This is a genomic window from Arthrobacter sp. RIT-PI-e, from assembly GCF_001187915.1.
Classification (GTDB): Bacteria; Actinomycetota; Actinomycetes; order Actinomycetales; family Micrococcaceae; genus Arthrobacter_D.
On sequence record NZ_LGIU01000034.1, the window covers coordinates 19,830 to 33,162 of the forward strand.

The following is a 13,333-nucleotide window of genomic DNA, read 5'->3' on the forward strand; positions in this document are numbered from 1 at the left end:
GATCAGCCGTGCCGCTCATCGACGTGTCCATCGCCGAGGGACGCAGCCCGGAACAGCTGCGCGCCCTCGTCTCCGCACTCCACCGCGCAGCGGAGGAGACGGTCGGCGCACTCCCGGAGAACACCACCGTGATCATCCGCGAGGTGCCCTCCACCCACTGGTCCAAGGCGGACCGTACCATCGCGGAGCTCAGGACCGGGCCGGACCCGGCCTGACGTTCTCCGCACACGCGAACTTCACCATCTGCAACCACCACAGGAGGCACTACACATGCGATTCTCACTCTTCGCCCACATGGAACGCTGGGACGCCACCGTGGGTCACCGCGAACTCATGGAAAATCTCGTGGAGCTGGTCCAGCTCGCCGAGAAGGGCGGGTTCTCCACCGTCTGGACCGGCGAGCACCACGCCATGGAGTACACCGTCTCACCCAGTCCCATGCCCGTCCTGGCGTACCTCGCGGCGAAGACGGAGACCATCCGACTCGGCGCCGGTACGCTGATCGCCCCGTTCTGGAACCCGATCAGGGCCGCCGGGGAATCCGCGCTGGTGGACGTGATCAGCAACGGTCGGCTCGAGCTCGGCATAGCGCGTGGCGCCTACCAGTTCGAGTTCGACCGCCTCGCGGGCGGCATGCCGGCGGCCGAGGGCGGCAAGCACCTGCGTGAGTTGCTGCCCGCCATGCAGGCCCTCTGGCAGGGCGACTACGCGCACGAGGGCGAGATCTGGCAGTTCCCCACCTCCACCAGCGTGCCGAAGCCCGTCCAGGAGCAGATCCCCATCTGGGTGGCGGCGCGCTCCCCGGAGTCCCACGAGTTCGCGGTGGAGAACGGCTACAAGATCATGGTCACTCCCCTGATGAAGGACGACGCCGAGGTGGCGGACCTCACCGAGAAGACCAGGGACGCGGTGGCGAAGTTCCCCGGGGCGGAGAAGCCCGAGATCATGTGCCTGCGCCACACACACGTGCACAGCGCCGACGACCCCGAGGGATGGCGCGACGCCGCAGCCGCCGTGAACCGCTACTACCGGACCTTCGATGCCTGGGCCGGGAACAGGACCACCCCCACGGACGGCTTCCTCGAACCCTCGCCCGAGGAGAAGTTCGCGGGCCGGGCGGAGTTCGAGCCGGAGAGCCTGCACCGGTCGGCGATGATCGGCACACCCGACGAGGTGATCGAGCGGATCAAGCACTACCAGGAGCTCGGCGTCGACGAGTTCGGTTACTGGATCGACAACAGCATGACGCACGAGCAGAAGAAGGCCTCACTGGAACTGTTCGTCGAGGAGGTCGTCCCGGCCTTCGCCTGAGCACTTCCCGGGCCGGCCCCCGACGGCCGGCCCGGTCGGGCACCGTACTACCCGAGCATCCGAAGCACTCGGGGCGACTGCGCCGTCTACTCCCCCAGCACCTCCGTCAGGAAGTCCGCGACCTCCTCGAGGAACGCCGCCGTGAACACGTGCCCACCCGGGTGCCAGGCGGCCCGGTACCGTCCGTCGTCGTGCTCGAAGAGCCTGCGCAGCTCCTCGTCCGCCTCCTGCATGCCGTCGACGGGGAAGAGGGCGTCCTCCGCGGCGAACTGCACGAGGAACCGGGCGTGCTCGGACACGGCGGCCACCCCGGGCCACTCGGACGCGCGGGCGAGCCCGGGGGTGTTGAGCAACCAGGAGTGGTGTTCGAGGTGGTACGGCACCAGGGAGGCGAAGGTGGTCATCATGCAGGCCACCACGCACGCGCGGACCTCCGGCGCGAGGGCGGCGAGCACGAGGGCCCGCCCGCCACCACCGGAGAATCCACCCGTACCGATCCGGTGCGCGTCCACACCCGGGAGACCCTTCAGCACCGCGAGCGCCGCGAGGTCGTCGTGCGCCACCATGCCGGCGAAGCTGGTCCCCAGCATGCCGGCGGTCTTGGCGATCGTGTTCTCGTGGTACGCCGCCGCCGCGTTGTACACGGCTGCGGCGTCCGGGACGGTTCCGGCAGCCGCCCAGGCCGCCTGCTGCACGGCGAGCAGCTCCGCGGTGCGGGTGGGCGGCGGATCGAGGTGGAAGCGCCGGCTGCCCCAGGCGAAGGGGTCGTGGACCAGCACGGCGAACCCTGCACGGGCCAGCTCGTTGGCCACGGCCCTGCCCTCGTAGAGCTCGGCCTGGAACCGCCGGACCGACGGATCCGTTCCGGCGCCGCGGTCCACGAGCCGCTCCGCACCGAGGAACTTGTTCCCGCCGTGGCAGTGCAGCCACAGCACGCCGGGCAGGGCGCCGTCGTGCTGTTCCGGCTCCAGGGACCAGGCGGTGGTGCGAGGACCGAACGGCAGCTGCCAGCCCAGTTCCCGCAGCCGTACGCCGTCGACCACGTGCTCGGACACCACGGACACTTCAGGGGTCCCGGCCTGCGCGGGAACACCGAGGACGGCGACGAGCCGGTCCGCCCGCTCACCGGTGCCGCGATGGCGCGGCCGTTCGCAGAAGGCCGGCCAGTCCTCGTACCCGGCGATGGCAGAGGGAGGCATCATGCCTGCACTCTACGGCGGGGACGGATCGATCCGCCGGACAGTAGGCTGACCGGCAGAGCCCCTGCATCGCGAGCCCCTACACGGAAAGCCCGAGGACCATGGAACAGAGCAACGATCGGATCCGCTTCGCGATCATCGGCACGGGGTGGCGCAGTCTCTTCTTCCAGCGCATCGCGCGTGCCCTGCCGGAGCGGTTCGAGGTGTGCGGGGTGGTGGCGCGGAGCGAGGAGTCCGCCCGGAGGATCGATGCCGCCTGGGATGTTCCCGTCTTCCGCTCCCTGCCCGATCTCCTCGGATCGGTGACCCCGGAGTTCGTGGTCGTGTCCGTCACCAAGACGGTGGCGCCGGACGTCATCGAGGAAGCCGTGTCGCTGGGTGTACCGGTGCTCGCCGAGACACCGCCCGCCCCCGACCTCGAGGGTCTGCTCCGGCTGCTCCGCCTGGTCGAGGAGGGTGCGGTGATCCAGGTGGCCGAGCAGTACCACCTCTCGCCCCTGCTGAACGCGCAGCTGGCCATCGCCGCCTCGGGCCGGCTGGGGACCGTCAGCCAGGCGCTCGTGGCGCAGTGCCACGACTACCACGGCGTCAGCATCCTGCGGCGTGCGCTCGGCGTCGGCTTCGAGAGCCCCGTGATCACGGCGGACACCTTCGACCACCCCCTGGTCAAGGGACCGAGCAGGGCCGGTGAACCGCAGGAGGAGATCACGGTGACCACCCGCCAGATCACCGCCCGGCTCGACTTCGGCGACCGTCTGGGCGTGTACGAGTTCGCCTCCGACCAGTACTTCTCGTGGATCCGCGCCAACCGTCTCCTCATCCGCGGGGAACGGGGGGAGGTCAAGGACACCGAGGTCCGCTACCTGCAGGACTTCCGCACCCCGATGTTCCACGAGATCCGCCGGGTCAGCGCCGGTGAGGGTGGCAACCTCGAGGGCCAGTTCCTCCGCGGGCTCGTGGCCGGTGACGCGTGGGTGTACCGGAACGAGTTCCTCCCGGGCCGGCTCAACGACGACGAACTCGCGATCGCGATGTGCCTGCGGCGGATGAGCGAGCACGTGGCCGGCGGGCCGGAGTTCTACGGTCTGGCCGAGGCCGCCCAGGACACCTATCTCGGTCTGCTGATCCACGAGGCGGCGGAGACCGGCGGGACGATCCGGGCCGAGCGGCAGCCCTGGGCGCCAATCCCCTGACCCGGGCGCCGGGTCGGATGCGCTCCGGATCGGCACGTCACGGACCCGTTGTGTGAGGAAACATGACGACGACGTCTTCCCACGGGCACCGATCATCGTCCACCATGGTGACCAGCCTCTCCCTCTGGTGCTCGGCCCGTGGTCGTGGAGAGGGCGTCATCTCACGCCACCGGTGGATTCAGAGCCCTGAGCCACACCATCCAGAGCAGCCGAGAGACCTGCCTCCGTGACGCTGCAGCTTCCCCCGGACCCCTTGTCCGGAACGGTGCTAATGGCAGGAACGATGGAAAGGGAACGCACCATGACGAACGAGCGCATCCACACCACCCACGCCGGCTCCCTGCCGCGCACCCCGGAGCTGATCGCCGCGAACGCGGCCCGGACCTTCGCCGAGGACGGCTTCACCCTGCAGCGCACCCCGGAGTTCGAGGGGTTGCTCACCGACGCGGTGGTGGACCTCGTGCGCCGACAGCACGACGCCGGGATCACCATCCCGGGCGACGGCGAGTACGGCAAGGCGATGTCCAACGCCGTCGACTACGGCGCCTGGTGGACCTACAGCTTCCAGCGCACCGCCGGCCTGGAGCTGACCGACTTCAACCCGATCGACGCCCCCGCGGTCCACAGCGGACCCGGGGCGATCCGCCTCACCTCCTTCGCCGACCGGCGCGACTGGACCCGCTTCGCCGACGCCTACCAGGACCCCGAGAGCGGGATCCAGATCGGCAGGAACGCCACCGCGTTCCCGAGCGCCACCGGCCCCCTCTCCTACACGGGCCAGGACGCCCTGGCCCGTGACATCTCGAACCTGAAGGCGGGTCTGGCCGCCGCGGACCTCGGTACCGGGTTCATCACCGCGCTCTCGCCGGGATCGGCGAGCAGGATCGGCAACGAGCACTACGCCACGGAGGAGGAGTTCATCTACGCATGGGCCGACGTCCTGCGCGAGGAGTACAAGGCCATCGTGGACGCCGGGCTGACCGTGCAGATCGACGATCCGTCCATCGCCGAGAACTGGGACCAGATCAACCCGGAACCCAGCGTGGAGGACTACCAGGCCTTCACCCGGATCCGCGTGGAGGCCCTGAACCACGCCCTGCGCGGACTGCCCGAGGAGCAGATCCGCTTCCACGTGTGCTGGGGCTCCTGGCACGGCCCGCACACCACGGACATCGAGTTCCGCCACATCGTGGACCTCGTGCTCGGCATCAACGCGGGCACGTACTCCTTCGAGGCCGCCAACGCCCGCCACGAGCACGAGTGGACGATCTGGCAGGACGTGGCACTGCCCGAGGGGAAGATCCTGGCCCCCGGCGTCGTGTCCCACGCCACGAACGTCGTCGAGCACCCGGAGCTGGTGGCCCAGCGCATCGAGCGCTTCGCGGGCCTGGTGGGCCGGGAGAACGTCATCGGCTCCACCGACTGCGGCCTGGGCGGGCGGATCCACCCGCACATCGCGGCCGCGAAGCTCCAGACCCTGGGGGAGGGTGCCCGGATCGCCTCGGAGCGGCTCTTCAGCCGCAGCACCGTGTCCGTCTGACCGGCAGGGGTCACCGTCTCAGACGGAGGCGGTGACCCTGGCTGCCCGGACATCCTGTTCCGCACTCCGCCGGATCTGCGTGGGGGCACATCCGAAGCGGAGCCGGAAGGCGCGGGTGAACGATCCCGGGTCCGCGTACCCGCTGCTGAAGCAGGTTACCTGGACGCTGTGGCCCCGCTCCAGCATGCTGCGGGCATGATCGAGGCGGAGGCGGCGGATCTCCGCGGCCGGTGACCGGCCGACGTCCTGGAAGAGGGTCTGGACCGACCGCGTGGAGAGATGCGCCTCCGCCGCCAGCTCCGCCACCGAGAACAGCGGGTCCGTGAAACGCCGTCGCATCACGATGTACAGTCCGGCACGTGCCGCTTCCCGGGAGCGGGCAGGAACGGGAACGCGCACGGCGTCGTGTCGCGGCGCCTCGGCAACGGATCGTGTGGTCCCCGGCGCGGACGCGGCAAAGCTGAGGAGGGTGCTCCCGACGTCGTCGATCCCCCGGGTGGACCAGGAGACCTCGCGCGGGTCCCCGTCCCTCGTCACGAACCATTCGGAGGTGCCGGCCCCCGCCCCCGCGGCGCCGACGATCGGGCATTCGTGAGCAGGGTAGGCGGACCCGTCCACGTGGCAGCGGTGGAGCAGCTCATGACTCGGGCCGCCCACGACGTCGGACTCGCCGCGGTACCCCAGGAAGGCCAGGGCCGCACGGTTGGCGAGGACGACGGCGCCCGTGGGCCCGATCACCCAGAGCGGCACCGGCGCTTCGCGGACCACGCCCATCAGCAGCGAGGTGTCGGGGAGGCCACCGGCCGTCCGTGCAGGTGCTGAGAGCATCATCGGAGGCCTCCTCTTCCAAGACCCGACGGTACGTGCCCGGACCTCCCCTGCGAGTTGCGGAGGTGTTTCGCGAGCGTAAACTCTGCTGCCCGGTGCGCTTCCTGCAGGGTGCTCTGCGCACATGGCCTGGTAGCCGGACGCCTCCCTCTGCTGAGGTCGAGGCAGAGCGGCGGGACGGCCCGCCTGCGGACACCCACCTGGAGAGACACTGTGACTGCCTGGAACACTTCCCGCGACACCGCGACCCGGACCATCCGTACCACCCTGCAGAGGAACGGCACCACGTGGGCCGCCGTGGCGGAGCACATCGACCGCCCGCTGCTGTGGACGATCGCCGCGCTCCTCGGCTCCCACCCGGTCCCGGCGGAGACCGCGAAGGCGGTGGGCGAACTGCTCGAGCTCGACGAGGACACCGTGCTGGCCCTGCAGGAGCAGCCGTACCGGATCGACGGCGAATCCCTCAAGGAGGACCCGACGATCTACCGCTTCTACGAACTCCTCGCCGTGTACGGGCCGGCGCTGAAGGAGGCCATCCACGAGGAGTTCGGCGACGGCATCATGAGTGCCATCAACTGCAAGGTCGACGTCGAACGTCGCGAGGACCCGGAAGGCGACCGCGTCCGCGTGGTCATCGACGGCAAGTTCCTCAAGTACCAGTGGTAGACCGAACCTGAGATCGAGGACCCCATGTCATACGTAGCCCCCAAGGACTTCGCCGTCCGCATGGTCGACGCCGGTCAGGCGAAGGCCCTGATGTCCACCCGCGACACCCTGATCCGCAGCTACATGGCCGGGGCGATCCTGGCGCTCGCCGCCGCGTTCGCCGTCACGGTCAGCGTCCAGACGGGGTCACCCCTGCTGGGAGCCGTGCTGTTCCCCGTCGGATTCTGCATGCTCTACCTGCTCGGCTTCGACCTGCTCACCGGTGTCTTCACGCTGGTACCGCTGGCGTGGCTGGACAAACGCCGCGGGGTGACGGGGCGGGCGATGCTCCGCAACTGGGGCCTGGTGTTCCTCGGCAACTTCGGCGGAGCACTGACCACCGCCGTGCTCATGGCCATCGTGTTCACCTACGGGTTCTCCACGCCACCGAGTGCGGTGGGCGAGGCGATCGGGCACATCGGGGAGGGGCGGACGGTCGGGTACGCGGACCACGGCATGGCCGGGATGCTCACGCTCTTCGTGCGCGGCGTGCTGTGCAACTGGATGGTCTCCACCGGGGTGGTCGGCGCCATGATGTCCGACAGCCTGCCCGGCAAGGTCATCGCCATGTGGATGCCGATCATGCTCTTCTTCTACATGGGCTTCGAGCACTCGATCGTCAACATGTTCCTCTTCCCCATCGGGCTGATGCTCGGCGGGGAGTTCACCCTCATGGACTACCTGGTCTGGAACGAGATCCCCACCGTGGTCGGGAACCTCGTGGGCGGCCTGACCTTCGTGGGGTTCGTCATCTACACCACCCACGTGAGGACCGGCCCCGTCCGCTCCCGCGAACTGCAGGACTCGTAGACCTCACAGTCCCGGGAACCACGAGCCGACGACGCGCGGTTCCCGGGGCCTGTGCCTCACCCACCGCCTACGTACCGTGGATCGGTGGAGAGTATGCCCATGAGGATCACGTCGTGCCAGGTGCCGTCCCAGAACAGGGCCTCCCGCTGCCGGCCCTCCACCGTGAACCCGCACTTCTCGTAGACCCGCTGTGCCCGGGGGTTGAAGGCGAACACCTCGAGGGAGATCCGGTGCACGCCGACGTCGTCGAACGCGTGCACGATCACGGCCCGCAGCGCTTCGGTGCCGTACCCCCGGCCGAAGAGCGGCGCCGAGTTCAGGTTCATGCGCATGCCCAGGGAGCGGTTGTCGGCGTCGAGATCGTTGAGGACGATCTCTCCGAGGAACGCATCGTCCTCGAGCCGGATGATCGCCCAGTCGGCCCGGTCGTGCGCCGCGGCCCGGGAACCCAGGTGATCGGCGATCTGCTCCCGGGTGAAGACGGCGTGCGTGCCCGTGAGTCTCCTGACCTCCTCGTCCTGCAGCCCCTCCCACATCCCGTCGAAGTGCTCGGGGCCGAGCGGCTCCAGGCGCAGCCGTTCCGTGAGCAACGTCCGTTGCTCACGGAACGGCGCGGTGGCGCTCATACGTCCGTCGCGAGAGTGCCCTCAGTGCGCTCCGCGCTGCTGCGCAGTACGCAGAACTCGTTGCCCTCAAGATCACGGAGCACGGCCCATCCCGTGCCGTCCTCCGCTCGCCGGTCGTCGTACAGAGTGGCCCCGAGTGCGAGGATCCGTTCCACCTCGTCGTCGCGCCGGATGTCCGGTTCCAGGCACAGGTGCAGACGGTTCTTACTGCTCTTCGGCTCGGGGACCGCGAGGAACAGGAGCTCTGAGCCGTCGGGCAGCACCACCCCCACCTCGCCGTCGCCCTCGCTCGTCTCCGGATCGAGCGGACGGTCGAGCACCCGGTCCCAGAAGGAGGCAAGGGCCCAGGGATCCGCGCAGTCCACGGAGATGTTCCGGATGATCGAGGTCATGCATCGAATATCCCGCACGGATCACTGATGGGCAACGACGACGGCGGATCCGCAGCCTCGCGCCGGAGGTCACCGGGCGTCGTCGAGCCCGCTCACCTCGTCCAGCACACGGATATGAGCTGCATTGGCGCGGATCGCGGGTAGATAGCGTTCGACGTCGGGAGTGCTGACGGATCCCGCGACGATCTCCAGCAGCGATGCGACCGAGGCGTCCGATCGACCTGCCGCATGGAGGGTGATGGCCTCGAAGACCGCCAGCGACGGCGACCCGGGGAAAGCTCCCAGGGCCTGCGCGAAGACCTCGAGCGACGCCTCGTACTCGCCCAGGTTCCGCAGCGTGGATCCGTACTGGAGGTAGCAGCGGCGGAGGAGATCACCCTCCAACCCGGCGGTGAGGGCCCGCTCGTAGAAACTCCGCGCGAGGTCCTCCTGACCGGCGGTGTCGTAGGCACCACCCACCTCGTAGAGCACCCGCGCATGGTCAGGGTGAGCTTCGTACAGGGGCAGCAGCGCATCGATGGTGGGCTGCATGTGATCCCGATCCCGTTCCGCGAGGATCCGATCGAGCTCGGATCCCAGGGCCGCACTGTCCGCCTCCCTTGCGGATCGGGGCCCGTCTGCGCCGCCATCACCACCGGCCCGGGCACCCCGGAGCTCGGCTGCGTACTCGGTGAGGGACCGCCTGTACCCGTCGAGTGTGGGGATGAGCGCCAGCAGGGCGGTGCGGAGCGCGTCGCCGTGTCGCCCCTCGTCGTGGAGCGCCAGGGCGAGGAACGCCTGACGGGCCCCTTCATCGCTGCCCGGGGTGGGCATCGACTCCAGGATCGCCACGGCCTCGGCGGAAGCACCGACGTTGCGCAGGGTGCTGGCCAGTTGGATGGGAGCCCGGAGTGCACTCCCGCCCTCGAGCCCTGCCTCGATCGCCCGCCGGTACAGCGGGATCGCCTCCTCCTCCAGCCCCAGTGCGTCGTGGACCCCCGCCAGCTCGAAGAGCGCCTCGGCGTCACCCTCCGGGCGTTCCGCGACGATCTCCCGCATCCTCGCGACGGAACCCTGCGGGTCGGCGTCGTCGAACTCGTGGGCGTAGAAGTGGTCGATCGTCCGGGTCCATGCGGTGTCGGTCATGCCGTCAGCCTGCCACGCGTGCCCAGCGCGTTCCGGGAGGGAGCACGCATCGATGAGTCGTCGACCGTCGTGCTGCACCCTAGGCTCGGTGGATGAGCTCGAAGATCCAGAAGGCCTACTCGCATCGAGCAGCGGAGTACACGGAGCTGCTCGGATCGATCGAGAGCGTGCACCCCGCCGATCGCCTGCTCGTGACGGGCTGTGCGGAACGGCTGAGCGGGCCGGTCATCGACGCCGGTTGCGGTCCCGGCCACTGGACCGCCTTCCTCGCAGAGCACCGGGTGCCCGTCAGCGGCGTCGACCTGGTGCCGGCGTTCGTCGATCATGCCCGGGCCGAGTACCCCGGGATCGCGTTCGACGTCGGCAGCATCGATGCGCTCGTGGAGGGCGAGCACGTGTGCGTGGAGGAGCGGCAGCCACCAGAACGTCCCGGCCACCGGCCGTGGAACGGTGCTCACTCCTCGGCGGTGAAGCGCAGCGACATCCAGTTCTCGCGCGTGGCGAGCGCAGCACCGTCGGCGTCCCCCTGACGCGCGAGGTCGATGATGTGGGCGTGCTGAGCCACCGAACCCCGCGCCGCGAAGGTACTGAAGCGCATGCGCTCGACGCGGCGGATCACGGGCGTGGTCTGCTCGAGGACCTCCCCGATCACGGGGTTGCGGCTCGCCGTCACGAAGACCGCGTGGAAGGCGTCGTCCGAGCTCAGCGCCGCCTCCACGTCCAGGTCCATCAGCGCGCGTTCGAAGCTCTCGTTCGCCACCACCATCTCCTCGATCTCCGCCGGGGTCAGCACGGGGACCGCCAGCCGCGCTGCCAGCTCGTGCATCGCGGCCACCACCTGCTGGGTGCTGGTGGTGGATGCGGAATCGTAGGGGGCCACGATCGTGGCCCGCCCGGGGAGCGCGATCACGAGCCCGACGTGCCCCAGGCGCGGGAGCGCCGCGCGGGCGGGGGTCCTGCCGCCCCCGAGCCACTCCCCCAGTTCGGCGTCCCGCAACCGTTCCCCCGGAGCGTAGGTGCCGTCCACGATGGCGTCCCGCAGCGTCTCGAAGACGTCGTCCCGCAGGAGCGTCCGCTTGTGGAGGCCGGGGCCGGCGGGGGTGGGCATGCAGAACGCTGTAGCCCGCCGATCGGAGGGGGCAGCCAGCCCTCTGCACCGGGTGAGAACAGTTGACGCCTCATGTCGAAGCAAGCAATATATTGCATATCACTGCTCGGAAGCGCTCGGGCATCATGGTGCCACCCGATGTCAGGTCGGCCAGACACGAAGGAGTTCCCATGCGTCTCAGCGATTTCGAGCGTTACCCCCTCACCTTCGGGCCCAGCCCGATCCACCCCCTGCCCCGTCTGACCAAGCACCTGGGAGGCGCGCAGCTCTGGGCCAAGCGGGAGGACGTCAACAGCGGGCTCGCGTTCGGCGGCCACAAGACCCGCAAGCTCGAGTACTTCGTGCCGGAGGCCCTCGCGCAGGGGGCGGACACCCTCGTGTCCATCGGCGGGTACCAGTCCAACCACACCCGGCAGGTCGCCGCCGTCGCCGCGAAGCTCGGCCTGAAGGCACGCCTGGTGCAGGAGAACTGGGTGGACTGGCCGGACCCGCTGACCGACCGCGTGGGGAACATCCAGCTCTCCCGGATCATGGGTGCCGATGTCCGGCTCGACAGCGCGGGCTTCGACATCGGGATCCGCAGCAGCTGGGAATCGGCGATCGCGGGGGGGGAGGCGGCCGGGGGGAGGCCGCGCGCCGGCCCCGCCGGTGGGTCGGACCACCGGCTCGGCGGGCTGGGCTTCGCCAACTGGGCCTACGAGGTGGAACAGCAGGAGCGCGAGCTCGGCGTGTTCTTCGACACGATCATCGTCTGCACCGTCACCGGCTCCACCCACGCCGGCATGATCGCCGGGTTCGCCGGGCAGGACCGCCCACGCCGCGTGATCGGCATCGACGCCTCCGCCACCCTGGAGAAGACCCGGGCACAGGTGGAGCGCATCGCGAGGAACACGGCGGAACTCATCGAGCTCGGACGGGACCTGCGCGACGACGAGATCACGGTGCTGGAGGGCTGGGCCGGGGACCTGTACGGGATCCCCGTGGACTCGACCCTCGAGGCCATCAGGCTCGGCGCCTCGATGGAGGCCATGATCACCGACCCCGTGTACGAGGGGAAGTCCCTGGCCGGGCTCATCGACCTCGTCACGAGCCGGGACATCCCGGCGAGCAGCAACGTGCTCTACGCGCACCTGGGTGGCCAGCTCGCGCTCAACGCCTACAGCGGACTGTTCCGCTCCTGACCACAGGGGTTTCGGCGGAGTCCGGCGTCGGTGCCATGCTGGGAGGAACCGCACGACGGCGGACGACTCCCAGTTCGCGCCCGGCGGACCCGACGGATGAAGGACGCACCATGCCCACCGCCACTCGGCCCACCGGAGAGCGCACCGCCAGGACAGGCTTCGCCCTCATCGGCGTGCTCCTCATCGCGGTCAACCTCCGGGTGTCCTTCGTCAGCGTGGGGCCCGTCCTCACCGACATCTCGGGCGACCTCGGGTTGTCGAGTTCCGCTGCAGGACTGCTGACGGGTCTTCCGCTGATCGCCTTCGCGGTCTTCTCGCCCCTGGCACCGGCCATCGCGTCCAGGATGGGCCTCGACCGCACGCTCTGGCTCTCCCTCCTGGTCCTCGCCGTCGGGATCGTGACGCGTTCGCTCCCCGGCGCCGGCCTGGTCTGGGCAGGGACGGCGCTGATCGGCCTGGCGATCGCGTTCCTCAACGTCCTCGTGCCATCCCTCGTGAAGCGGGACTTCCCGGACAGGGTCAGCCAGCTCACCGGCGGGTACACCGCCGTCCAGGCCGCGGTGGCCGCGGTGGGCACCGCCGTCGTCGTGCCCGTGGCCCAGACCTCGCCGGGCGGCTGGCGGCTGGCCCTCGGGATCTGGGTGGGCGTGGCCCTGATCGCGCTGGCGGTCCTGTGGCCGTGGCTACGCCGGCGCCGCACCGACGCCGGGCGCACCGGCACGACGACGGCGCCCCACCGCTCGCCGTGGTCCTCCGCCCTGGGCTGGCAGGTGACCGTGTTCATGGGGTTGCAGTCCATCGCCTTCTACGTCCTCATGGCGTGGCTGCCCACGATCGAGCAGAGCCACGGGGTCCCGGCCGCCACCGCGGGTACGCATCTCTCCGTCTTCCTCGTCATCAGCGTCGCTGCCAGTCTCGCCACCGGGCAGATCCTGCACCGCGGACCGGACCAACGCCTCGTGTCCTTCATGGGCAGCGTGCTCACCGTGGTCACGTTCGTGGGCCTCGCGGTGGCCCCGGGGCTCGTGCTGCTGTGGGTGGTGCTCGGGGCGATCGGCTGCGGGGGCCTCATCGTGATCGCGCTGTCGCTGTTCAGCCTGCGCACCGTCGACGCCCCGCAGGCGGCGTCGCTGTCCGGCATGGCGCAGTCTATGGGCTACGCCCTGGGGGCGCTGGGACCGGTGGTCTTCGGCGCGCTGCGTGATCTCAGCGGGGACTGGACGCTCCCGCTCCTCGTGACCGCGGTGCTCATGGTGGCGCTCACCGGCAGCGGACTGCTCGCCGGCCGGAACCGGGTGATCAGCCACGGCTGATC

The 13,333-nt window shown here is 69.8% G+C and carries 15 protein-coding genes; 9 read left to right on the forward strand and 6 right to left on the reverse strand.

The features are described from left to right. Positions 1-8: 8 nt before the first annotated feature. A complete protein-coding gene (locus AC792_RS02240; protein ID WP_049828961.1) occupies positions 9-215 on the forward strand; it encodes a tautomerase family protein in 207 nt (68 codons plus the stop codon). A 55-nt stretch (positions 216-270) separates the two neighbouring features. Then, complete coding sequence (locus AC792_RS02245; RefSeq protein WP_049828962.1) at positions 271-1,311, forward strand: LLM class flavin-dependent oxidoreductase; 1,041 nt, start codon at positions 271-273, stop codon at positions 1,309-1,311. Between the two features lie 86 nt (positions 1,312-1,397). Here AC792_RS02245 and AC792_RS02250 read toward each other — a convergent pair whose 3' ends face one another. Next, positions 1,398-2,513, reverse strand: a complete 1,116-nt coding sequence (locus AC792_RS02250; protein WP_049828963.1) for a dienelactone hydrolase family protein — start codon at positions 2,511-2,513, stop codon at positions 1,398-1,400. Positions 2,514-2,611: 98 nt separating this feature from the next. Between AC792_RS02250 and AC792_RS02255 the strand changes: the two genes are divergently transcribed. Then, positions 2,612-3,703 (forward strand): Gfo/Idh/MocA family protein, encoded by a 1,092-nt coding sequence (locus AC792_RS02255; protein ID WP_049828964.1) that lies wholly within the window; start codon positions 2,612-2,614, stop codon positions 3,701-3,703. Positions 3,704-4,004: 301 nt separating this feature from the next. Beyond that, positions 4,005-5,243, forward strand: a complete 1,239-nt coding sequence (locus AC792_RS02260; RefSeq protein ID WP_049828965.1) for a cobalamin-independent methionine synthase II family protein — start codon at positions 4,005-4,007, stop codon at positions 5,241-5,243. Positions 5,244-5,261: 18 nt separating this feature from the next. Here the strand turns inward: AC792_RS02260 and AC792_RS02265 are convergent, their stop codons facing one another. Further along, positions 5,262-6,074 carry a helix-turn-helix transcriptional regulator gene (locus AC792_RS02265; protein ID WP_049828966.1) on the reverse strand — a complete coding sequence of 271 codons (813 nt, stop codon included), beginning with the start codon at positions 6,072-6,074 and terminating at the stop codon, positions 5,262-5,264. A 210-nt stretch (positions 6,075-6,284) separates the two neighbouring features. On the opposite strand from AC792_RS02265, the gene cynS reads away from it, so the two are divergent. Both cynS and AC792_RS02275 read left to right on the forward strand, forming a co-directional pair. Continuing rightward, positions 6,285-6,737, forward strand: coding sequence for a cyanase (gene cynS / locus AC792_RS02270; RefSeq protein WP_049828967.1), 453 nt, complete (start codon positions 6,285-6,287; stop codon positions 6,735-6,737). 24 nt (positions 6,738-6,761) lie between these two features. Then, positions 6,762-7,586: a formate/nitrite transporter family protein gene (locus AC792_RS02275; protein WP_049828968.1), complete on the forward strand. Its 825-nt coding sequence runs from the start codon at positions 6,762-6,764 to the stop codon at positions 7,584-7,586. 56 nt (positions 7,587-7,642) lie between these two features. On the opposite strand, the gene AC792_RS02280 is transcribed toward AC792_RS02275, so the two are convergent. From AC792_RS02280 to AC792_RS17615, 3 genes are all read right to left on the reverse strand, one after another. Next, positions 7,643-8,212, reverse strand: coding sequence for a GNAT family N-acetyltransferase (locus AC792_RS02280; RefSeq protein WP_049828969.1), 570 nt, complete (start codon positions 8,210-8,212; stop codon positions 7,643-7,645). Then, positions 8,209-8,604: a VOC family protein gene (locus AC792_RS02285; protein ID WP_049828970.1), complete on the reverse strand. Its 396-nt coding sequence runs from the start codon at positions 8,602-8,604 to the stop codon at positions 8,209-8,211. Before AC792_RS02285 ends, AC792_RS02280 begins: the two co-directional genes overlap by 4 nt. A 69-nt stretch (positions 8,605-8,673) precedes the next feature. Continuing rightward, positions 8,674-9,729: a tetratricopeptide repeat protein gene (locus AC792_RS17615; protein WP_235436308.1), complete on the reverse strand. Its 1,056-nt coding sequence runs from the start codon at positions 9,727-9,729 to the stop codon at positions 8,674-8,676. A gap of 92 nt (positions 9,730-9,821) precedes the next feature. Here AC792_RS17615 and AC792_RS02295 point away from each other — a divergent pair, with 92 nt between their 5' ends. Beyond that, complete coding sequence (locus AC792_RS02295) at positions 9,822-10,259, forward strand: class I SAM-dependent methyltransferase (RefSeq protein WP_049828971.1); 438 nt, start codon at positions 9,822-9,824, stop codon at positions 10,257-10,259. Here AC792_RS02295 and AC792_RS02300 read toward each other — a convergent pair. Then, positions 10,184-10,837, reverse strand: coding sequence for a GntR family transcriptional regulator (locus AC792_RS02300; RefSeq protein WP_049828972.1), 654 nt, complete (start codon positions 10,835-10,837; stop codon positions 10,184-10,186). The two genes, AC792_RS02295 and AC792_RS02300, sit on opposite strands and share 76 nt — an antisense overlap. A gap of 170 nt (positions 10,838-11,007) precedes the next feature. Here AC792_RS02300 and AC792_RS02305 point away from each other — a divergent pair, with 170 nt between their 5' ends. Together AC792_RS02305 and AC792_RS02310 are read left to right on the forward strand one after the other, a co-directional pair. After that, positions 11,008-12,018 (forward strand): 1-aminocyclopropane-1-carboxylate deaminase, encoded by a 1,011-nt coding sequence (locus tag AC792_RS02305; RefSeq protein WP_049828973.1) that lies wholly within the window; start codon positions 11,008-11,010, stop codon positions 12,016-12,018. Positions 12,019-12,128: 110 nt separating this feature from the next. Beyond that, positions 12,129-13,331 (forward strand): MFS transporter, encoded by a 1,203-nt coding sequence (locus AC792_RS02310; protein WP_049828974.1) that lies wholly within the window; start codon positions 12,129-12,131, stop codon positions 13,329-13,331. The last annotated feature ends 2 nt before the right edge of the window (positions 13,332-13,333 follow it).

Bases quoted from the DNA above. Each gene is read 5' to 3' on its own strand.
- AC792_RS02295 (WP_049828971.1), top strand. From the start codon at position 9,822: ATGAGCTCGAAGATCCAGAAGGCCTACTCGCATCGAGCAGCGGAGTAC.
- AC792_RS02285 (WP_049828970.1), bottom strand. From the start codon at position 8,604: ATGACCTCGATCATCCGGAACATCTCCGTGGACTGCGCGGATCCCTGG.
- AC792_RS02265 (WP_049828966.1), bottom strand. From the start codon at position 6,074: ATGATGCTCTCAGCACCTGCACGGACGGCCGGTGGCCTCCCCGACACC.
- AC792_RS02245 (WP_049828962.1), top strand. From the start codon at position 271: ATGCGATTCTCACTCTTCGCCCACATGGAACGCTGGGACGCCACCGTG.
- AC792_RS17615 (WP_235436308.1), bottom strand. From the start codon at position 9,729: ATGACCGACACCGCATGGACCCGGACGATCGACCACTTCTACGCCCAC.
- AC792_RS02275 (WP_049828968.1), top strand. From the start codon at position 6,762: ATGTCATACGTAGCCCCCAAGGACTTCGCCGTCCGCATGGTCGACGCC.
- AC792_RS02305 (WP_049828973.1), top strand. From the start codon at position 11,008: ATGCGTCTCAGCGATTTCGAGCGTTACCCCCTCACCTTCGGGCCCAGC.
- AC792_RS02260 (WP_049828965.1), top strand. From the start codon at position 4,005: ATGACGAACGAGCGCATCCACACCACCCACGCCGGCTCCCTGCCGCGC.
- AC792_RS02310 (WP_049828974.1), top strand. From the start codon at position 12,129: ATGCCCACCGCCACTCGGCCCACCGGAGAGCGCACCGCCAGGACAGGC.
- AC792_RS02280 (WP_049828969.1), bottom strand. From the start codon at position 8,212: ATGAGCGCCACCGCGCCGTTCCGTGAGCAACGGACGTTGCTCACGGAA.
- AC792_RS02300 (WP_049828972.1), bottom strand. From the start codon at position 10,837: ATGCCCACCCCCGCCGGCCCCGGCCTCCACAAGCGGACGCTCCTGCGG.
- AC792_RS02250 (WP_049828963.1), bottom strand. From the start codon at position 2,513: ATGATGCCTCCCTCTGCCATCGCCGGGTACGAGGACTGGCCGGCCTTC.
- AC792_RS02255 (WP_049828964.1), top strand. From the start codon at position 2,612: ATGGAACAGAGCAACGATCGGATCCGCTTCGCGATCATCGGCACGGGG.